Source organism: Amycolatopsis sp. A1MSW2902, from assembly GCF_017312175.1.
GTDB lineage: Bacteria > Actinomycetota > Actinomycetes > Mycobacteriales > Pseudonocardiaceae > Amycolatopsis > Amycolatopsis nivea.
This window is the reverse complement of the sequence record NZ_QJPO01000001.1, coordinates 7,225,264-7,243,709: the sequence shown is the minus strand read 5'-3', so window position 1 is coordinate 7,243,709 and position 18,446 is coordinate 7,225,264. Positions and strand designations below refer to the sequence as shown.

General features: G+C 69.1%; 18 protein-coding genes. 13 read left to right on the top strand and 5 right to left on the bottom strand.

From position 1 onward, the window contains the following. Positions 1-67 precede the first annotated feature (67 nt). From DMP23_RS33710 to DMP23_RS33675, 8 genes are read left to right on the top strand one after another with little or no spacing between them, the layout of a single operon-like run. Positions 68-1,558 carry an ABC transporter substrate-binding protein gene (locus tag DMP23_RS33710; RefSeq protein WP_337823498.1) on the top strand — a complete coding sequence of 497 codons (1,491 nt, stop codon included), beginning with the start codon at positions 68-70 and terminating at the stop codon, positions 1,556-1,558. Continuing rightward, a complete protein-coding gene (locus DMP23_RS33705; protein WP_337823497.1) occupies positions 1,555-2,499 on the top strand; it encodes an ABC transporter permease in 945 nt (314 codons plus the stop codon). Before DMP23_RS33710 ends, DMP23_RS33705 begins: the two co-directional genes overlap by 4 nt. After that, entirely contained in the window at positions 2,499-3,314 is an 816-nt protein-coding gene (locus DMP23_RS33700; RefSeq protein WP_337823496.1) for an ABC transporter permease, read from the top strand. Before DMP23_RS33705 ends, DMP23_RS33700 begins: the two co-directional genes overlap by 1 nt. Beyond that, positions 3,311-4,045, top strand: coding sequence for an ABC transporter ATP-binding protein (locus tag DMP23_RS33695; protein ID WP_337823495.1), 735 nt, complete (start codon positions 3,311-3,313; stop codon positions 4,043-4,045). The genes DMP23_RS33700 and DMP23_RS33695 overlap by 4 nt, the downstream gene beginning before the upstream one ends. Then, positions 4,042-4,809 (top strand): ATP-binding cassette domain-containing protein, encoded by a 768-nt coding sequence (locus DMP23_RS33690; RefSeq protein WP_043831298.1) that lies wholly within the window; start codon positions 4,042-4,044, stop codon positions 4,807-4,809. Before DMP23_RS33695 ends, DMP23_RS33690 begins: the two co-directional genes overlap by 4 nt. Beyond that, positions 4,802-6,226 carry an aldehyde dehydrogenase family protein gene (locus DMP23_RS33685; RefSeq protein WP_337823494.1) on the top strand — a complete coding sequence of 475 codons (1,425 nt, stop codon included), beginning with the start codon at positions 4,802-4,804 and terminating at the stop codon, positions 6,224-6,226. Before DMP23_RS33690 ends, DMP23_RS33685 begins: the two co-directional genes overlap by 8 nt. Further along, entirely contained in the window at positions 6,223-6,981 is a 759-nt protein-coding gene (locus tag DMP23_RS33680; protein ID WP_337823493.1) for an SDR family NAD(P)-dependent oxidoreductase, read from the top strand. Before DMP23_RS33685 ends, DMP23_RS33680 begins: the two co-directional genes overlap by 4 nt. Before the next feature lie 15 nt (positions 6,982-6,996). Continuing rightward, on the top strand, positions 6,997-8,382 hold the full coding sequence (locus tag DMP23_RS33675; RefSeq protein WP_337823492.1) for an amidase: 1,386 nt from the start codon (positions 6,997-6,999) through the stop codon (positions 8,380-8,382). Here DMP23_RS33675 and DMP23_RS33670 read toward each other — a convergent pair. Continuing rightward, on the bottom strand, positions 8,375-10,078 hold the full coding sequence (locus DMP23_RS33670) for a toll/interleukin-1 receptor domain-containing protein (protein ID WP_337823491.1): 1,704 nt from the start codon (positions 10,076-10,078) through the stop codon (positions 8,375-8,377). The two genes, DMP23_RS33675 and DMP23_RS33670, sit on opposite strands and share 8 nt — an antisense overlap. 57 nt (positions 10,079-10,135) lie before the next feature. On the opposite strand from DMP23_RS33670, the gene DMP23_RS33665 reads away from it, so the two are divergent. Beyond that, positions 10,136-10,582 (top strand): hypothetical protein, encoded by a 447-nt coding sequence (locus tag DMP23_RS33665; RefSeq protein WP_337823490.1) that lies wholly within the window; start codon positions 10,136-10,138, stop codon positions 10,580-10,582. A 149-nt stretch (positions 10,583-10,731) separates the two neighbouring features. On the opposite strand, the gene DMP23_RS33660 is transcribed toward DMP23_RS33665, so the two are convergent. The 3 genes from DMP23_RS33660 to DMP23_RS33650 are packed head-to-tail and all read right to left on the bottom strand — an operon-like array spanning position 10,732 to position 13,123. Then, positions 10,732-11,142 carry a hypothetical protein gene (locus tag DMP23_RS33660; RefSeq protein ID WP_337823489.1) on the bottom strand — a complete coding sequence of 137 codons (411 nt, stop codon included), beginning with the start codon at positions 11,140-11,142 and terminating at the stop codon, positions 10,732-10,734. A 53-nt stretch (positions 11,143-11,195) separates the two neighbouring features. Continuing rightward, on the bottom strand, positions 11,196-12,056 hold the full coding sequence (locus tag DMP23_RS33655; RefSeq protein ID WP_337823488.1) for an HpcH/HpaI aldolase/citrate lyase family protein: 861 nt from the start codon (positions 12,054-12,056) through the stop codon (positions 11,196-11,198). After that, positions 12,053-13,123 (bottom strand): HpcH/HpaI aldolase/citrate lyase family protein, encoded by a 1,071-nt coding sequence (locus DMP23_RS33650; RefSeq protein WP_037809257.1) that lies wholly within the window; start codon positions 13,121-13,123, stop codon positions 12,053-12,055. The genes DMP23_RS33655 and DMP23_RS33650 overlap by 4 nt, the downstream gene beginning before the upstream one ends. 419 nt (positions 13,124-13,542) lie before the next feature. On the opposite strand from DMP23_RS33650, the gene DMP23_RS33645 reads away from it, so the two are divergent. The 3 genes from DMP23_RS33645 to DMP23_RS33635 are packed head-to-tail and all read left to right on the top strand — an operon-like array spanning position 13,543 to position 15,841. Further along, complete coding sequence (locus tag DMP23_RS33645) at positions 13,543-14,205, top strand: hypothetical protein (protein WP_037809258.1); 663 nt, start codon at positions 13,543-13,545, stop codon at positions 14,203-14,205. 41 nt (positions 14,206-14,246) lie between these two features. Further along, a complete protein-coding gene (locus tag DMP23_RS33640) occupies positions 14,247-14,897 on the top strand; it encodes an SDR family oxidoreductase (protein ID WP_337823487.1) in 651 nt (216 codons plus the stop codon). Next, positions 14,897-15,841 (top strand): ribose-phosphate diphosphokinase, encoded by a 945-nt coding sequence (locus DMP23_RS33635; protein ID WP_037809261.1) that lies wholly within the window; start codon positions 14,897-14,899, stop codon positions 15,839-15,841. The genes DMP23_RS33640 and DMP23_RS33635 overlap by 1 nt, the downstream gene beginning before the upstream one ends. Before the next feature lie 12 nt (positions 15,842-15,853). On the opposite strand, the gene DMP23_RS33630 is transcribed toward DMP23_RS33635, so the two are convergent. Further along, complete coding sequence (locus DMP23_RS33630) at positions 15,854-17,155, bottom strand: D-arabinono-1,4-lactone oxidase (protein WP_337823486.1); 1,302 nt, start codon at positions 17,153-17,155, stop codon at positions 15,854-15,856. Between the two features lie 100 nt (positions 17,156-17,255). On the opposite strand from DMP23_RS33630, the gene DMP23_RS33625 reads away from it, so the two are divergent. Beyond that, positions 17,256-18,443, top strand: a complete 1,188-nt coding sequence (locus DMP23_RS33625) for an amino acid deaminase/aldolase (protein WP_037806874.1) — start codon at positions 17,256-17,258, stop codon at positions 18,441-18,443. Positions 18,444-18,446 lie beyond the last annotated feature (3 nt).

Here is an 18,446-nt window from a genome sequence, read left to right as displayed (position 1 = left end):
GTGTCTTCCGGATGCGAGTCTGCTGTCCGAGTTACTGGTCAGACCAGTGTACTGAGCAGGAGGCGGAATGAAAGCCCGGAGCACTGCGGCGGCACTGGCACTGCTGCTCGTGACGTCCGGCTGCTCGGCAGGCTCCAGCGCGAGTGTTTCCCCAGGTCCGGACACGCTTTCCGTCGGGTACACGGCGGAACCGGCCAACTTCGACTTCACTCATTCCGACGGCGTGGCCATCCCGCAGGCGCTGCTCTACAACGTCTACGAGGGCCTGGTGAAGCTCGATCCGCAGGGCCGGATCGTGCCGCTGCTCGCGAAGTCCTGGACGATCAGCCCGGACCGCAAGACCTACGACTTCCAGCTTCAGCAGGGCGTCAAGTTCAGCAACGGAGCGCCGTTCACCGCCGCCGACGTCCAGTTTTCGCTGATGCGGGTGAAGACCGACTGGACGATCTCGATCAAGTCGGCGATGGACGTCGTGGACCACGTCGAGGTCGTCGCGCCGGATCACGCACGCGTCGTGCTGGCGAAACCGAGCAACGGCTGGTTGTTCAGCCTCACCAGCAGGCTCGGCGCGATGTTCAGCCCGACCGGCGTCGCGGATCTGGCGAACCATCCGGTCGGGACCGGACCGTACGAGGTGGCCTCGCGTCGTCGCGGCGATTCCATTGTCCTGCGGGAGAATCCGCGGTACTGGGGACGGAAACCGGCGTATCGCACGGTCGTGCTCAAGTACTTCGCCGATCCGACCGCGCTCAACAACGCCTTGCTGTCCAACGGAATCGACGTGATCTCCAACCTCACGTCGGCCGATTCGATCCCGCAGTTCCAGGGCGACGACCGGTTCACCGTGCAGCAGGGCACCACGAACAGCGAGGTCACGCTGGCGTTCAACGGCCGGCGCGCGCCGCTGAACGACGTGCGCGTCCGCCGCGCGCTCACCTACGCCATCGACCGGAAAGCCGTGCTGGACCTGGTGTTCAGCGGTCGCGGCACGCTCATCGGCAGCATGGTCCCGCCCACTGACCCGTGGTACGAGGACCTGTCGAAGGTCTATTCCTACGACCCGGCGAAGGCGAGACAGCTGCTCGCCGAGGCGGGCGTGCACGATTTGAAGCTGCGGCTGCGGATTCCGAACCTGCCGTACGCGGTGTCGGCGGCGCAGGTGGTGCAGTCGCAGCTGGCGGACGTCGGGGTCACCGCGACGATCGAACCGCTCGACTTCCCGGCGGTGTGGCTCAAGCAGGTCTTCACCGATCACGACTACGACCTGTCGATCATCCAGCACGTCGAAGCCCGCGACATCTCGACGTTCGGAAAACCCAAGTACTACTGGGGTTACGACAACAAACGTGTCCAGCAGTTGCTCGCCGCGGCGGACAGCGGCACCCCGCAGGAGCAGGTGAGCGACATGAAGGAGGTCGCGCGGCAGCTGAACGCCGACGCGGCCGCGGACTGGCTGTTCCTGTTCCCGAACGTCGTGGTCGCCAAGAAGAAAGTGACCGGGCTCGCGCGAAACCAGGTCAGCGAGTCCTTCGATCTGACCGGAGTGAGGCCGGCATGACCGCGCGCGTGCTGCGGCGGGTGGCCGTGTTCGCGGTGAGCCTGTTCGTGGCGTCCATTGTGGTGTTCCTGTTCATGGCGGTGCTGCCGGGCGATCCGGCGCAGGTCGCGCTCGGCGTGAACGCGACGCCCGAACTGCTCGCGAAGACCCGCGCCGAATTCGGCATCGACCGGCCGCTGGTCGAGCAGTACCTGAGCTGGATGGGCGGGGTGCTGCACGGCGACTTCGGCCGGTCCTACGTCACGCGCGAGGCGATCAGCCCGCAGTTGCTCGACCGGCTCGGCGTCACGTTGTGGCTGGTCGGCGCGGGAATGATCGTCGCGCTGGTAATCGCTCTCCCGGCTGGCGCGTTCGCCGCGGTGCGGCATCGGAAAGCCAGCGGTGTCGCGGTTTCCGGGCTCTCGCAGGTCGGCGTGGCGATCCCGGCGTTCCTCGCAGGCATCATCCTGGTGCAGATTTTCGCCGTGCAGCTGCGCTGGCTGCCGAGCGGCGGATGGACGCCACCCGACCAGGACGCGGGCGAATTCCTGCGCGGGCTGATCCTTCCGGCGTTGTCGCTCGGTCTCGTGCAGGGCGCGGTGCTCACGCGCTACGTCCGCTCGGCGGTGCTCGACACGCTCGGCCAGGACTACCTCCGCACCGCCCGGTCGAAGGGACTCTTGCCTGGTCAGGCGCTATTCCGGCACGGGCTGCGCAACGCGTCCGTCCCGGTGGTCACCGTGCTCGGCCTGCAGTTGACGACGCTGTTGATCGGCGCGGTCGTGGTGGAGCGGGTGTTCGTGCTGCCCGGGCTCGGCAGCATGCTGCTGGACGCGGTCGCGCAGCGCGATTTGCTGACCGTGCAAGGGATCGTGCTGGTGCTGGTGGCCGGGGTGCTGCTGGTGAACTTCGTGGTCGACGTGCTCTATTCGGTGCTCGACCCGAGACTGCGGGGGTCCTGATGCGCCGCAACGGAAATCTCCTGCTCGGCGGGATACTGGTCGCGCTCGTCGTGGTGGCCGCGCTGGTGTCGTTCGTCTGGACGCCGTACGACCCGGTGCAGGTCAACGCGGCGGACCGGCTGCTGGGCTTTTCGGCCGAGCATCTGTTCGGCACGGACAAATTCGGTCGTGACGTCTTCAGCCAGATCCTCGTCGGCGCGCGAACGACGTTGTACGTCGGTGTCGTCGCGGTCGGCATCGCGGCGGTGATCGGCACGCCGCTGGGCGTGCTGGCGGCGATGGCCCCGCGGTGGCTCGGCGAGTTCGTGATGCGGGTGAACGACCTGGTGCTCGCGTTTCCCGCGCTGCTGCTGGCGATCATGTTCGGGGCGGTGTTCGGCGCGGACACGCTCACCGCGATGGTCGCCATCGGCATCGCGACCATCCCGTCGTTCGCCCGGATCGCGCGGTCGGGCTCGCTGCAGGTGATGAGCAGCGAATACGTGCTCGCGGCGCGGGCAGGCGGCCGGTCGCGGACGCGGATCGCCTGGTCGCACGTAGTGCCGAACATCGGCGGGCTGCTGATCGTGCAGGCGTCGGTGTCGTTCGCGATCGCGGTGCTGGCGGAAGCGGCGTTGTCGTTCCTCGGCTTCGGCACGCGGCCGCCGACGCCGTCGTGGGGTCGGATGCTGCAGGAGTCGCAGGAACTGCTCACCGCGCATCCGCGGCTGGCGCTCGTGCCCGGTGTCGCGATCGCGGTGGCAGTGCTCGGTTTCAACCTTCTCGGCGACGGTCTGCGCGACCGTCTCGACCCCCGATTGGCGGCGCGGGTATGACGCTGACCGTAGAGAACCTGCAGGTCGCGGACCTGGTGCGCGGGGTTTCGTTCGAGCTGGGCGCGGGCGAGCGGGTCGGGCTGATCGGCGAATCCGGGTCCGGGAAATCGCTCACCGCGCTGTCCGTGCTGGGCCTGCTGCCGGAAGGATTGTCGGCCACCGGTTCGGTGCGATTGGACGATCGCGAGCTGCTCGGTGCGTCGGAAAAGGAGCTGTCCCGGTTGCGCGGCAACGGGATGGCGATGGTGTTCCAGGAGCCGATGACGGCGCTGAACCCGACGATGCGGATCGGACGGCAGGTCACCGAGCCGTTCCGGGTGCACGGCCGTCGCGGGCGTCCGGCGGAGGAACTGCTGGCCGCGGTCGGATTGCCGGACGTCGCGCGGGCGTATCCGCATCAGCTGTCCGGCGGGCAGCGGCAGCGGGTGGTGCTGGCGATCGCGCTGGCCAACGACCCAGCACTGCTGATCTGCGACGAGCCGACCACCGCGCTGGACGTCACCGTGCAGGCGCAGATCCTCGGCCTGATTCGCGAGCGGCTGTCGGCGGAGAGCTCGCTGCTGTTCATCACGCACGATCTGGCGGTGGTGGCGCAGATGTGCGACCGGGTGCTCGTGATGCTCGACGGGTCCATTGTGGAGCACGGCTCGACGCGGGAGGTTTTGACCGCGCCTCAGCATTCTTATACGCAGCGGTTGCTCGCGGCTTCCGATCTGGAGGGGGCGCGATGATCTCCGTCCGGGATTTGGAACGACGGTATGCGCGGCGGGACGTGCATGCGTTGCGCGGCGTGAGTTTCGATGTTTCCGCTGGTGAGCGGTTCGGGATCGTCGGCGAGTCCGGGTCCGGGAAGTCCACGCTGGTGCGGTTGCTGGCCGCGTTGGACCGGCCGACCGCGGGCTCGGTGTCGTTCCAGGGGAAGCGGATCGACTCGCTGCCCGAACGGAAACTGCGGTTCCTGCGCAGCGAAATGCAGATCGTGTTCCAGGATCCGATGGGCTCGCTTGATCCGCGGATGCGCGTGCGGGACATCGTGTCCGAACCGCTCGGCCGCCGGTCGCCGGAGCGTGTCGCGGAACTGCTGACCGCGGTCGGGCTGCCCGAGGACGCGGCGATGCGGTACCCGCACCAGTTCTCCGGCGGGCAACGGCAACGGATCTCGATCGCCCGGGCGCTCGCGCCGAACCCGAGCGTGCTGATCGCGGACGAACCGGTGAGTGCGCTGGACGTTTCGGTGCGCGCGCAGATCCTGGACCTGCTGGCCCGGCTGGTCGAAGAGTTTTCGCTGACGTTGATTTTCGTCTCGCACGACCTCGGCGTGGTGCGGCACGTGTGTGATCGCGTCGCGGTGATGCGGAGCGGCGAGATCGTGGAAATCGGTGCGGTCGAGCAGGTTTACGCCGCTCCCGAGCACGAGTACACCCGGGAACTGCTGGCCGCCGCGCCGAATCTGCGGACCGAGCTGGCCCGGTTGAAGGGAGAAACGGATGCCTGACTACCCGGACGGCCTGCCGGTCGGTCCCGGCTGGGTGTCCACAGTGGATACTGCGGACGTCGTGTTTCCCTACGACGGCAGTGTGATCGGCACCGCCCCGGTCGGCACTGCCGCGCTGGCTTCGCGTGCGGTGGACGAAGCGGTGGCAGTGGCTCGCGAAGTCGCTTCGCTGCCTTCGCGGACTCGCCGCACCTTGCTGAACGACGTGGCTTCGGCCGTGCGCGAGCGTCGGGCGGAGCTTGAGCAGCTGCTCGTGCTGGAGACCGGAAAACCGCTGGTCGACTGCCAGGTGGAGGTCGCGCGGACGATCGTCACCTGGGAGGCCGCGGCCGAGGAAGTGTCCCGGCTGCACGGCGAAACTGTGCCGCTCGACCTGCTGCCGTCCGGCGACGGACTGGTCGGGTTCTGGAAGCGCAAGCCGATCGGGGTGGTCGTCGGCATCGCCGGGTTCAACTACCCGTTTCTGCTGGCGTCGCACAAGATCGCCCCGGCCATTGCCGCCGGCTGTCCGGTGGTCGTGAAACCGGCGCCGCAAACCCCGTTGGCGACGCTGTGGCTGGTGCACCTGGTCCGCTCGCTAACCGATCTTCCCGCGATGGTCCAGCTGGTCACCGGAGACGCTTCGGTCGGATCCGCGCTGGTCACGGACCGACGGATCGGCGCGGTGTCCTTCACCGGCTCGGCCGCTGTCGGCCACCAGATCGCCCGCGACGCCGCGCCGACGAAGACCCTGCTGGAACTGGGCTCGAACGCCGCACTGGTGGTCGCCGAGGACGCCGACCTCGACGCGGCCGCGGACGCCGTGCTGCGCGGCGGGTTCTACGCGTCCGGGCAGGCCTGTATTTCCGTACAACGCGTGCTGGCGGTGTCTTCCGTGGCTGAAGAATTCACCTCCAGAGTGCTTGCGCGGCTGGGCGAAGTGACCGTTGGTGACCCGCGATCCCCGGACACGAGGGTGTCCGCGCTGATCGACGAACGCTCGACCGCCCGGGTCGCCGAGTGGGTCGACAAAGCGACCGCGGCGGGCGCCCGGCTGCTGGCGGGCGGTTCGGTGCGCGACGGCGTGCTGGAGCCGACGGTGCTCGCGGACGTCCCGGACGGCGTCGAATGCTGGGACGAGGAGATCTTCGGACCGGTCGTCTGCCTGCGCACAGTGTCCGATGTGGACGAAGCCTTCGCCGCGGTCAACGCGTCGCGGTACGGCTTGCACGCGAGCGTGTACAGCCGCTCGCTGAAGACCGCGTTCCGCGCGCTGGACGAGCTGGAGGTCGGCGGGGTAGTGGTGAACGAGGTGCCGGGTTTCCGGTCCGACACGATGCCGTACGGCGGGGTCAAGGACTCCGGGATCGGCCGCGAGGGGCCGCGATTCGCCGTCGAAGAGCTGACCGTGACCAGGATGGCGGTGCTGCGCCCGTGAACTACGCCGGATTGTTCCGCATGGACGGCCGCCGGGCCGTCGTGCTCGGCGCGGGCAGCGGGATCGGCCGCGAAGCCGCCCGAGCCTTGGCCGCGCACGGCGCGTCGGTGATCTGCGCGGACCGGGACGTCGCCGCCGCGCGGGAGACCGGCGTCGGCGAAGCGTACGAGATCGACCTGCTCGCCCCCGGTGCCGTCGAAGCCGCCGCTGCTGAACTGGGTCCACTGGACGCTGTCGTGCTGACCGCAGCCACCAACGTCCGGAAACGCCTTCTGGACTACACCCGCGAAGAGTTCGACCGCGTGGTGGAGCTGAACCTGGGCGTCGCCTTCGAGGTGCTGCGCGCGTTCGGTGCCCCGATGGTCGAGCAGGGCCGGGGAAGCATCATCGGCTTCTCCTCGATCCGCGGCACCACTGTCGAACCCGGCCAAGGCCCGTACGCAGCGACGAAGGGCGGCTTAGTGCAGCTGTTCCGCACAGCTGCCGCTGAGTTCGGACCGTCCGGCGTACGCGTCAACGCCATCGCTCCTGGCGTTGTCGAGACGCCATTGACCGCACAGATCAAAGCGCGCCCCGACTGGTACGACGCCTACGCCCAGAAAGGCGCCCTCGGCCGCTGGGCGCGCGCGGACGAACTGGCCGGCGCCGTCGTGTACCTCGCTTCGGACGCTTCGACCTTCGTCACCGGCTCCGTCCTGGCCGTCGACGGCGGCTGGACCGCAGTCGACGGCCGCTTTGACCCACCCGCTTCGTGAATCGGAGGTTCCGCGATGACCGAATTGGCTGACCTGACCGCTAACGAGCTGGTAGCCGGGTACCGCGCGCAGACGTTCTCGCCCGTCGAAGTCACCGAAGCCGTCCTCGCGCGCATCGATGCTCGCGAACCCGAACTGCGTGCCCTGTACGCGTACGACGCCGCTTCGGCGCGCGAAGCAGCGAAGGCGTCTGAAGCCCGCTGGCACGCCGGTGAGCCTTCCGGTCCCATCGATGGCGTCCCTCTGACGCTGAAGGAGAACATCGCCTCCGTCGGCGTCCCCACACCCCTAGGCACTGCTGCTACGGCCTTGAAGCCCGCCGCTGCCGACGCCCCCGCCGCAGCCCGCGTACGCGAGTCAGGCGCAGTACTGCTGGCAAAGACGACCATGCCCGACTACGGCATGCTCACCTCAGGTCTCTCGAGCTTCCACGCCGCTTCGCGCAACCCGTGGGACGTCACACGCACCCCCGGCGGCTCCAGCGCGGGCGCCGCCTCCGCAGCCGCCGCGGGCTACGGCCCCTTGCACGTAGGCACCGACATCGGCGGCTCAATCCGCCTCCCCGCCGGTTGGTGCGGACTGGTCGGCCTGAAACCCAGCTTCGGCCGCGTCCCGGTCGACCCGCCTTTCCTCGGCCGCGTCGCCGGACCCCTGACCAGGACCGTCGCCGACACCGCCCTGCTGATGAGCGTCCTGGCCCAACCCGACTCGCGAGACCACCTGAGCCTGCCGCCCGAGTCCATCGACTGGCTTTCCCTGACGGGTTCGCTAAACGGTCTCCGCGTCGGCCTGCACCTCGACCCCGGCGTCGGCCTCCTGGTAACCCCAGCTGTCGCCGACGCGGTCACCGCAGCCGCCGACTTGTTCGCCTCCGCCGGTGCGATCGTGGAACCGGTCGCCCCGTTCCTGACCCGCGAACACCTGAACGGCCTGGACACCTTCTGGCGAGTCCGCGCCTGGTCGGACCTGGCCGCGCTGTCGGAGGAACAGCGCGCGCAAGTCTTGCCGTACATCGCGGAGTGGGCAGCCGGGGGAGCGAATGCGTCCGGTGTGGACACTTACCGAGGTTTCGCCGCCATCGACGCGATCAGCGTGGCAGCCCTGCGAGCGACGGAACCGTACGACGTGGTGCTGTCGCCGACCTGCCCCGTCCTGCCCCCGCCCGCCGACTGGCCATCCCCGACAAACGACCCGACGAGGCCGTTCGAGCACATCGCTTTCACCGTGCCGTACAACATGTCCGGCCAACCCGCGGTATCGGTGAACTGCGGCTATACGACGGAGGGCTTGCCGATCGGGCTGCAGATCGCGGGACGCCGGTTCGCGGACCTGGAGGTCCTGCGAGTCGCGGCGGAGTTCGAGAAACTGCGCGGGGAACAACGTCCTTGGCCGGTCAACTAAGCGGGTTTCCGCTCAACACGGCCAGTTTGGCGGCTACCTCGGCCACATCAGCCTGCAGAGTGCTGAGGTCGGTGCGCAGGTTCGCTTGCATCGGCCAGGCGAGTTCGTGGTCACGACTGCCGATGCCCGGCGGCCGAACGTCGTGATGGTTGTCCAGTCGCGGATGCCATCTGGCCAGGAACGGCCGCAGGATCTCTTCCTGGAGCTGGTCGATGAGAGTGCGCAGTCCCGGCCTTACCGGCGTCGAGACGCGCAGGGCGTCCGGGTCGGCCTCGCCGCGGATCTGCCGGATGCGGTCGAACAGCGCGTGGAGCGACGCGAGCGCCCCGCGGAGCAGGCCTTCGCTGTCCGGCAGTTCACGGAGCGAGATCCGGCTGGCCAGCTCGTTGTAGATCCGGTGCGCGGTCCGGCGCTCGGCCTCGTCCAAGTCTGATCGCCGCCTTCGCGCGATGGCGAGGTGCGGGGGCCGCGTGCGGTCGGCAAGAAGCTCGACAGCGGCCTCGCGCAGTCGCTCCGCTCGGCCCGGCCGGGGGTCTTTCTGACGCAGCACCAGCCGGAACGCCGGGGGCAGCGCGAAATGCCCGACTCCGTCGTCGACGAGAATCCCGGCGGCGAGCAGCCCCGCGAGACCAGGGTCGACCTCGGCCGCCCCGACAGCTCTGGCCAGTACGTCGTTGAGGAGATCCCGGGTCAGGTGCTCCGGAGCGACCGCGACGAACACCCGGACCAGGTCCCAGCCTGCTTCACCGGTGCGGTGCATTGCCGGGAGAAGCCGTTCGGCCAGCGGCTCCAGCAACGGCGAGCCGAAGCCGTGCAGCCGGTCGAGCACGGAGTCCGGGCTTCCGGAGAACTGAACGGCGAGCCGGTGCGCCAGACCGGTGCTGCCTTTCGCCGCCGTGCGAAGCGCCGGTTCCAGGTCGAGTTCATCGTCGCGCAGATCGGTCAGTTCGATGGCCGTGCCGAGCTTCGCCAGATTCCGGTCCCGGGTCAGCAGCAGGACGGACGCTTCGTCGGGGAGCCGATCGGGTGCGGTGGTCACGTCGTCGAGCACGATCAGATCGCCGGCGGCCGCGGAGGCGGAGCCGCCGAGAAAGACCCGGTGGTACACCTGGCCGAACAACTGCACATAGGCGTGCGCGAGGGTGGTCTTGCCGACGTCGACGACCCCGTGCACGACAGCGGTTCCTCCGGCGCGCAAGGCCGAGTGCAACTGCCAGAGTTCCGTCCACCGGCCGGTGAATTTCGGTAACGCGGGCGATCCGGCCGACGCCGATCGGCTCCTCATCGGACCAGGCAGCGCGGTGCTCCGCTGCCGCACCGCGTCGACCAGGCCCGCCACCGCGGTTTCGGTCACCGGATGCCCGGGCAGCAGCAGCTCGCGGATCTCCTGCGGGGTCAGGTGATCGACACCCGGCTCCGGGTTCACGGCCAGCACGCGTTCGGGGCCCGCCAGATAGGCAGCGGTGAATTCTTCCTGGCAAGCGCGCCGAGATCCGTAGCTGCGGCTGTAGTAAGCGAGCAGCACCCGGGAGTTTTCAAGAGCGTGGCGCACCCGGTCCGGAATGGACTCGAACAGCCGGATCTGCTCGGTGTCCAGGAACACCCTCAGCCCCGCGTCCTCCAGCGCCGCGGCGATGCGCTGCACCGCCGTCGCGTCCGTGCGGTCGTAGCTGACGAACACGTCCCAATCCGGCACTCGCCCTCCCCTCCGAGGCGGCTGCCGCCGCTGCCGCCGACACCTAGAATGCCGAACATGAGTGTGCCCGAGCGACCTGAGACGTCCCTGGCCTGGAATTTGCACGTCGAACTGGCCAGCCGGATCTCCGCGGTCCGCCTCGGACCGGACGAGGGACTGCTGTCGGAGGCGCTCAGCAGCCTCTACCAGGTGTTCACCGAAGCGCGCCGGGCACTGGCCGAGCATCCGCCGGAGCGGTCGCTGACGTCGGATTCCTTGCACCAGGTGGTATTCCGGCTGCTCAATGACGGATTGCGCCCGTTCCTGGCCAAATGGCATCCGCTCCTCGACGCCCACCTCGAGCGTCGTCCGCCGCAGGTGTCCCAGTTCGAGCACGAGCGGGCGTGGGACCAGGCTGGGCAGCTGCGTGCCGAGCTGGCCGACCTGCAGGTGCTGCTGCGCGACGCGACCGAACGGCTCGCCGAACTCGCCGGCGCGGGCTCGCTCCTGATGGCGGTGCGGTGATGGGAAGGCGAAGCAGGCAGTTCCGGCCGCGCGAGGTCGGGGTGAAACTGAAGCTGCCGTTCGTCGGCGAGATCAGCGGATCCTGGACGCCGCTTCAGGCGGAAGCGAAAGCGGCGTGGGAGCTGTATGTCGAACTGGCGACCCGGATCTCAGTCGTCAAACTCCGCCGCGACGAAGGCCTCGCGCGGGAAGCGCTGAGCAGTCTCTACACGCTGTTCGGCACCACACGGGACATCCTGCGCAAGTACGGCCCGGAAGTGTCCCCGAGGGGCAGCACGGACGCGATCACCTTCGGAAAGCTCGCGCTGACAATGCTGAACGTGGCGGTGCGCCCGCTGCTGGCGCGTTGGCACCCGCGCCTCGGCTCGTGGGAAGCCACCCGCGCGGACGGCGTCGCGCCGATCGACCACGAGAACGAATGGGAGCACATCGAGGAACTGCGCGCGGAAATCGAATCCGTGCGCGTCGCGCTCCTGCAGGTTGCCGAATTGCTGGCGGAGGTCTCTGGAGCCGCCCCGTTGACTCCGGACTCCCGGCTCTTGGGCGAGCTCGGAAAACAACGGGGGGGGGGTAGGCGCCTGACGGTCCCGCCAGGGGCCGTTGACCGGCCGGTTTACTGCGCCCCGATCGCCTCCGCCAACGCCAGCACTCGCCGCGCGTTCTCCACATGCAGGTTCTCGATCATCCGCCCATCCACCGTCACCACGCCGCGTCCCTCGGCCGAAGCCTCCTCGAACGCCGCGATGATCCGCCGTGACCGGTCGATCTCTTCCTCCGACGGCGCGAAGACCCGGTTGCACGGCTCCACCTGCGAAGGATGGATCAACGTCTTCCCGTCGAATCCGTACTGCCGCCCCTGCAGGCACTCCGCCTCGAAGCCCTCAGCGTCCTTGACGTCGTTGTAAACCCCGTCCAGGATCACCTTCCCGGTCGCCCGCGCGGCGAGCAGGCACAGCGAAAGCCCGCCCAGCAACGGTCCCCGGTCCGGTACGAACTCCGCGTGCAGTTCCTTCGCCAGGTCGTTCGTGCCCATCACCAGCACGGTCAACCGTTCCGACGCTCCCGCGATCTCCTCCGCGTGCAGCATCGCGACCGGCGTTTCCACCATCGCCCAGATCTTCGTGTGCTCCGGTGCTCCGCCAAGCTCCAGCGCACGCTCGATGTTGTGCACCTCAGCCGCCGAGTTCACCTTCGGCACCACCACCGCGGCGGGGCCGGCGGCAGCGGCGGCGCGCAGGTCGGCGTCGTGCCATTCGGTGTCCAGGCCGTTGACTCGGATCGTCACTTCGCGCGACCCGTAAGTACCAACAGCAGCGCAGACCCGTTCCCGCGCGGCTTCTTTCGCATCGGGGGCGACGGCGTCTTCCAAGTCCAGGATCAATGCATCCGCAGGCAAAGACTTAGCCTTCTCCAGCGCGCGTTCGTTCGCGCCGGGCATGTACAGCACGGACCGCCGCGGGCGGAGTTCGGTCATGACTGGATCTCCTTCGTCGCGGCGTCGTACGCGGCGGCCAGTTCGGGGTCGGTGGCGGCCAGTTCGTCAGCCAGTTCCACGACCACCCGGCACTGCTTGACCGAGGCGTCGTCCTGCATTTTCCCGTCGATCATCACCGCGCCGGTGCCGTCGCCCATCTCGGCGATCACGCGCCGGGCCCAGGCCACGTCGGCGGGGGACGGCGAGAAAACCTTCTTCGCGATGTCGATCTGCACCGGGTGCAGGCTCCACGCGCCGACGCAGCCGAGCAGGAACGCGTTGCGGAACTGGTCCTCGCAGGCCACCACGTCGCGGATGTCCCCGAACGGCCCGTAGTACGGAAGGATTCCGTTCATCGCGCACGCATCGACCATCCGCGCGACCGTGTAGTGCCAAAGGTCCTGCTGATACGTCGAGCGGCCTTCGTTCAGGTCCTCGCCGACCGGGTCGGTGCGCACCAGGTATCCCGGGTGACCGCCGCCGACGCGGGTCGTCTTCATCCGGCGGCTCGCGGCCAGGTCGGCCGGGCCCAGCGAGATGCCCTGCATGCGCGGCGAGGCGCCGGCGATCTCCTCGACGTTCGCCACGCCGCTCGCCGTTTCCAGGATCGCGTGCACCAGCAGCGGTTCGGTCAGCCCGGCCCGCGCTTCCAGCTGCGCCAGCAACCGGTCGACGTAATGAATGTCCTGCGCGCCTTCGACCTTCGGGATCATGATCACGTCGAGCTTGTCGCCGATCTCGGTCACCAGCGTGATCAGGTCGTCGAGCACCCACGGCGAGTCGAGGCTGTTCACCCGCGTCCACAGCTGCGTGCGGCCGAAGTCCGTCGCCTTCGCGATCGACACCAGCCCGGCGCGCGCGGCTTCCTTGCGGTCCGCGCGGACCGCGTCCTCGAGGTTGCCGAGCAGCACGTCGGTCTTCTTCGCGAGGTCAGGGACCTTCGCGGCCATCTTTTCGTTGCCCGGATCGAAAAAGTGGATCATGCGCGACGGGCGCACCGGGATCTGCCGCGGCGGCTGCGGCGCTCCGACGGCGAGCGGGGCGAAGAAGTCCTTCGGCGAGCGCATCCTGGTCCTCCCGGCGGGTACTTGACCGACGGGTAACCCTAAACCGGAGACACGAACCCCCGCTGCGGCGAAGCTCACCCGCCATCCGGGTGACGGCCGTGACCAGCGGAAGTCCACTGTGGAACCGCGTTGATTAGGCCGATCGGAGTAAGGAACTGCGCCGCTTGCCCTGCCCCGCGAGGGGTGGCGCGACACCCGGCGGAAGCGCTCCGTGCCCACCACTCACCCCCGTCTCACTCGGTTGGCCGCACGGTCGGGCTGAAGTCGAACGACCGCCCACCGACCGGTCACCGACCGCTGAGCGCCGCCGATCGCACGCGGCGGGGCAACCCGGAGACCTCGCGTCTTTGCCCTGGTACTCAGTTCATGTACCGGTTTTCGCCGGTACACGGGAACAGGTGCTTGAAGGAGGCGGACTCGTGGCGGCTACCCCACAGAACACCGAGCGCTCGACGGTCGCCGGCGGTGCGAAGCGCAGCCGGACGACGGCGAGCCGGGTGCTGCCGCCGATCGAGCTCCCCGCGAGCGTCGACGAGCTGGCGCGCAAGGCCGCGGCCCTTCTGGGCTGGAACGGCGTGGTGCTGCCCGCGACGACCCTGCTCGGCCGCAAGGTCAGCATCGTCGCGAAGCTCAAGACCGACGTGCACGCGGAGCGGATCGCGATGGGTGTCGGTCCCGTCGCCGATCGCGCCCTCGTCGACACCTGGACCTGGCCAGAGCTGGCCGCGACCGCACCCGCGCCGGCCGCCGAGATCATCGGCGTCCTCGCGGTCGCCCGGCACTGGCGGACCGCGATGGCCTCCGCGGTGCCCTTTTCGCGCTACGGCGAGGCCGCGATGGTGCTCCCATCGCCTGCCGTGCTGACCGATGACTACGTGACGAACTGCCTGCCGCGCGCCCGCGCGTACGGGCTCGCGGTCGTCACCGCCGACCCGTACGCCACCGCCGACCTCGACCTCGACACCCACCACGACCGGGTGCTGCTGCAGGAGGACCCGGTTTCGCGCTGGGTCAACGAGATGGCCTACGACCTGCTGCTGCGCGAGGACTCCGACGCCCCGGTCCCCGCCGAGGCGGACTGAAGCACCGGCCTCGGGCCGCGCGCGGCGATAGAGTCGGGCTCATGCGAGTCGTCATTGCTGGCGGACACGGCCAGATCGCCCTGCACCTGGAAAAGCTGCTCGCGCAGCGGCACGACGCGCCGGTCGGCATCGTGCGCAACCCCGAGCACGAAGCCGACCTCACCGCCGTCGGCGCCGAGACTGTCGTGCTCGACCTCGAAAAGTCCGATGTGGACGCTGTGGCCAAGGTGCTCGAGGGCGCGGACGCCGCGGTGTTCGCCGCCGGGGCAGGCCCGGGCAGCGGCGAAGGCCGCAAGGACACCGTCGACCGCGGCGCGGCAGTGCTGTTCGCCGACGCCGCGCAGCGAGCGGGCGTCCGCCGGTTCATCCAGGTCGGTTCGATCAACGCGGACAAGGCGGACGACCCCGGCTTCGAACCGGTTTTCGCCGCCTACCTGCGGGCCAAGCGCGCCGCCGAGGAGGACCTCAAGGCCCGCGACCTCGACTGGACGATCCTGCGCCCCGGCCGGCTGACCAACGATTCCGGCACCGGTCAGGTGAAGATCGCGGAGAAGGTCGGGGGCGGGGAGATCCCGCGCGAGGACGTCGCCGCGGTGCTGCTGGGGCTGCTCGACACTCCGGCGACCGCCCGGCGCACGCTGGAGCTGGTCTCCGGCGACGCTTCCATCGCCGACGCGCTGTCCCGGATCTGATGCGCGACATCGCGGTTTTCAGCGGCAGCGCACATCCCGAACTCGCCGCGGAAATCTGCGTCAACCTGGGCGTTCCGCTGCTTCCGGTGGAGATCGACCGGTTCGCCAACGACTGCCTCCAGGTCCAGCTCCAGGCCAACTGCCGCGAGCGGGACGTCTTCCTGATCCAGCCGCTGGTCAAACCGGTGCAGGAGAACCTGGTCGAGCTGCTGCTGATGCTCGACGCGGCCCGTGGCGCCTCGGCCGCGCGCACCACCGTGGTGATGCCGCACTATTCGTACGCACGCTCGGACAAGAAGGACGCGCCGCGGATCTCCATCGGCGGCAGGCTGGTCGCCGATCTGATGGTCACCGCGGGCGCGAACCGCGTGCTCACCATGACGCTGCACTCGCCGCAGGTGCACGGGTTCTTCAGCGTGCCGGTCGACCATCTGCACGCGCTGCACGAGCTGGCCCAGTACTTCCGGCAGTACGACCTCTCCGAAACCACGGTCGTGTCGCCGGATTTGGGCAACGCCAAGGAGGCCGCGCATTTCGCCCGGCTGCTCGGCGCCAAGGTCGCGGCGGGCGCGAAACAGCGGTTCGCCGACGACCGCGTCGAGATCACGTCGGTGATCGGCGAGATCGCCGGACGCGACATCATCGTGCTGGACGACGAGATCGCCCGCGGCAGCACGGTGCTGGAACTGCTGGACCGGCTGCGCGAGATGGGCGCGCGGTCGATCCGGGTGGCCTGCACGCACGGGCTGTTCGCCGACGGCGCGCTCAAGCGGATCGGCGGCCAGGAGGACGTTCTGGAGATCGTCTGCACGAACACCGTGCCGGTGCCCGCCGAGGAACGCACGGAGAAACTGCGGATCCTGTCCATCGCCCCGGCGCTGGCCGAGGCGATGCGGCGAATCCACAATGGAGAGTCGGTCAGTTCGCTGTTCGAGCCGAACTGACACCCGGGCTGATCAGACGCTGCCGAGTACCCGGTCGAGATAGGTGTTGGTGAACGTCCCGGCCGGGTCGCACTCTTTGCGGATGCGCAGGAAATCGTCGAAGTGCGGGTAGCGGGTGCGCAGCACGGACGCGTCGAGGTCGTGCATTTTGCCCCAGTGCGGCCGTCCGCCGACCTGGCCCACGACGTTCTCGAACGCGGTGAAGTACTCGCGGTAGGGCATGCCGAGGAACTGGTGGATCGCGATGTAGGCGGAATCGCGGCCGTTCGCGGTGGACAGCCAGATGTCGTCCGCCGCGGCCACCCGCACCTCGACCGGGAACGCCACCGGGTCTTTCAGCCGCGGCACCACCCCGCGCAGCTCGGCCAGCACGTCGAGCACGGATTCGCGCGGCACCGCGTACTCCGACTCCACGAACCGTACCCCGCGATGGGTGACGAAAACCCGGTGCGACAGGTCGCTGTACTCGCGCGGCGAGGACACCTGCGAGGCGAACGCGCCGAGCGGCCGCACCAGCTTCGGCACCGCGCGGCCGAGCCGACACAGTCCGCCGAACGCGATGTTCTCGGTGAGTTCGTAGTCCACGAACTGCTTCAGGCGGGACAACGGTTTCCGCTCGGCGTGCAGCGGCAGGCGGTTGTTGCGCTTCACCAACGCCTTGCTGCCGTAGGGAAACCAGTAGAACTCGAAGTGGTCATTGCTGGCCGCGTTGTCGTCGAAGCCGTCGAGGACCTGCTCCAGCGGCTCCGGGCGTTCCTGCGCGGAGAGCACAAAGGACGGTTCGCACTGCAGCGTCACCGTGCTGATCACGCCCAGCGCGCCAAGACCGACACGAGCGGCGTGGAACAACTCCGGACGCTCGCCGGCCGAGCAGCGGACCACCGACCCGTCCGCGAGCACGAGCTCCAGCGCGACGATCTGCGTCGAGATCCCGCCGAACCGCGCACCGGTGCCGTGCGTGCCGGTGGAAATCGCGCCCGCGATGGTCTGCGCGTCGATGTCGCCGAGATTCGTCATGGCCAGCCCGAGCGCGTCGAGAGCGGCGTTCAGGGTGCGCAAAGTAGTGCCGGAACGGACCGTGACCTGCTGCGTTTCCAGGTCGGCGCGTTCGATGCCCGTCCACGCGGTCAGGTCGAGCGCGTCGGAATCAGCGGCGGCGATCGCGGTGAACGAATGCCCGCTGCCCCGCGCGCGGACGCGGCGCCCGGCGTCGGCGACCCCGGCCACGACCTCGGCGATCTCCGCCGTGCTGCGCGGCCGGTGCACCCGCTGCGGGGTGGCCTTGGCCGTTCCGGCCCAGTTGCTCCACGTCATTGCGGCACCTGTTCTTCGCTGGAAGGTTCCCACGATAGATGCCGGAACCGTAAGTGAATAGTATTCGCGTTTCAAGCGTTGTTGTCGTACCGTAAGTGGCGTGACCACCTCAGCGCACGGGTACGACCTCGCGACGAAGGACCTGGATCCGCCGCTCGCGATCGTCGACCTGGACGCCTTCGACGCCAACGCCGACGACCTGCTGCGCCGGGCCGCGGGCAAGCCGATCCGGGTGGTCAGCAAGTCTGTGCGCTGCCGTGCGCTGCTGGAACGAGCGCTCGCGCGAGACGGCTTCGAAGGCCTGATGTGCTACTCGCTCGCCGAGGCCGTTTGGCACGCTGAGCTGGGCACTTCCGACGACATCGTGGTCGCGTACCCGACTGCCGACCACGAAGCGCTCCGCCGGCTGGCCGCGAGCGAACGCGCCCGCGCGGCGATCACGATCATGGTCGATTCGACCGAACACCTCGACCTCGTCGACGCCGCGCTCGGCCACGGCCACCCGGACATCCGAGTGTGCCTCGAACTCGACGCGTCCTGGCGTCCGCTGCCCGGCGTGCACGTCGGCACCCGGCGTTCGCCGGTGTTCAAACCGGCGCAAGCCGCCGCGGTGGCGCGGAAGATCGTCGCGCGTCCGGGGTTCCGGCTGGTCGGGATGATGGCGTACGAAGGCCAGATCGCCGGACTCGGCGACGCCGCCGGAAAAGGCCTGCAAAACCGGGTGATCGGCTGGATGCAACGTCGTTCCGCGGCTGAGCTCGCCCGTCGCCGAGGGGCGGCGGTGCGAGCCGTGCGCGAGGTCGCTGACCTGGAGTTCGTCAACGGCGGCGGCACCGGAAGCATCGAGACCACCGGCGCGGAGGACGTGGTCACCGAGATCGCCGCCGGTTCCGGCTTCCTCGCCCCGACGCTGTTCGACGGCTATTCGCACTTCCAGCCGCGCCCGGCCGCGTTGTTCGCGCTGCCGGTGGTGCGCCGCCCGGCGAAGAACGTCGCGACGCTGTACTCCGGCGGATACATCGCCTCCGGACCGACCGGCCCATCGCGCGAACCGTCGCCGTACCTGCCGGAAGGCTTGCGCCTGCTGGGTTTCGAGGGCGCCGGCGAGGTGCAGACCCCGGTGACCGGCGAGGCCGCGCGCACTCTGCGCCTCGGCGACCGGGTCTGGCTGCGCCACGCGAAAGCCGGGGAACTGGCCGAACGGTTCCTGGCGTATCACCTCGTCCGCGGCAGCCAGGTGGAGCGAACCGTCCCGACTTACCGCGGCGAGGGCCAGAACTTCGGCTGAGCC

Coding starts and splice junctions, on each gene's coding strand:
- DMP23_RS33635 (WP_037809261.1), top strand. CDS start 14,897: ATGCGCGACATCGCGGTTTTCAGCGGCAGCGCACATCCCGAACTCGCC.
- DMP23_RS33690 (WP_043831298.1), top strand. CDS start 4,042: ATGATCTCCGTCCGGGATTTGGAACGACGGTATGCGCGGCGGGACGTG.
- DMP23_RS33655 (WP_337823488.1), bottom strand. CDS start 12,056: ATGACCGAACTCCGCCCGCGGCGGTCCGTGCTGTACATGCCCGGCGCG.
- DMP23_RS33630 (WP_337823486.1), bottom strand. CDS start 17,155: ATGACGTGGAGCAACTGGGCCGGAACGGCCAAGGCCACCCCGCAGCGG.
- DMP23_RS33650 (WP_037809257.1), bottom strand. CDS start 13,123: ATGCGCTCGCCGAAGGACTTCTTCGCCCCGCTCGCCGTCGGAGCGCCG.
- DMP23_RS33665 (WP_337823490.1), top strand. CDS start 10,136: ATGAGTGTGCCCGAGCGACCTGAGACGTCCCTGGCCTGGAATTTGCAC.
- DMP23_RS33700 (WP_337823496.1), top strand. CDS start 2,499: ATGCGCCGCAACGGAAATCTCCTGCTCGGCGGGATACTGGTCGCGCTC.
- DMP23_RS33710 (WP_337823498.1), top strand. CDS start 68: ATGAAAGCCCGGAGCACTGCGGCGGCACTGGCACTGCTGCTCGTGACG.
- DMP23_RS33640 (WP_337823487.1), top strand. CDS start 14,247: ATGCGAGTCGTCATTGCTGGCGGACACGGCCAGATCGCCCTGCACCTG.
- DMP23_RS33695 (WP_337823495.1), top strand. CDS start 3,311: ATGACGCTGACCGTAGAGAACCTGCAGGTCGCGGACCTGGTGCGCGGG.
- DMP23_RS33705 (WP_337823497.1), top strand. CDS start 1,555: ATGACCGCGCGCGTGCTGCGGCGGGTGGCCGTGTTCGCGGTGAGCCTG.
- DMP23_RS33675 (WP_337823492.1), top strand. CDS start 6,997: ATGACCGAATTGGCTGACCTGACCGCTAACGAGCTGGTAGCCGGGTAC.
- DMP23_RS33685 (WP_337823494.1), top strand. CDS start 4,802: ATGCCTGACTACCCGGACGGCCTGCCGGTCGGTCCCGGCTGGGTGTCC.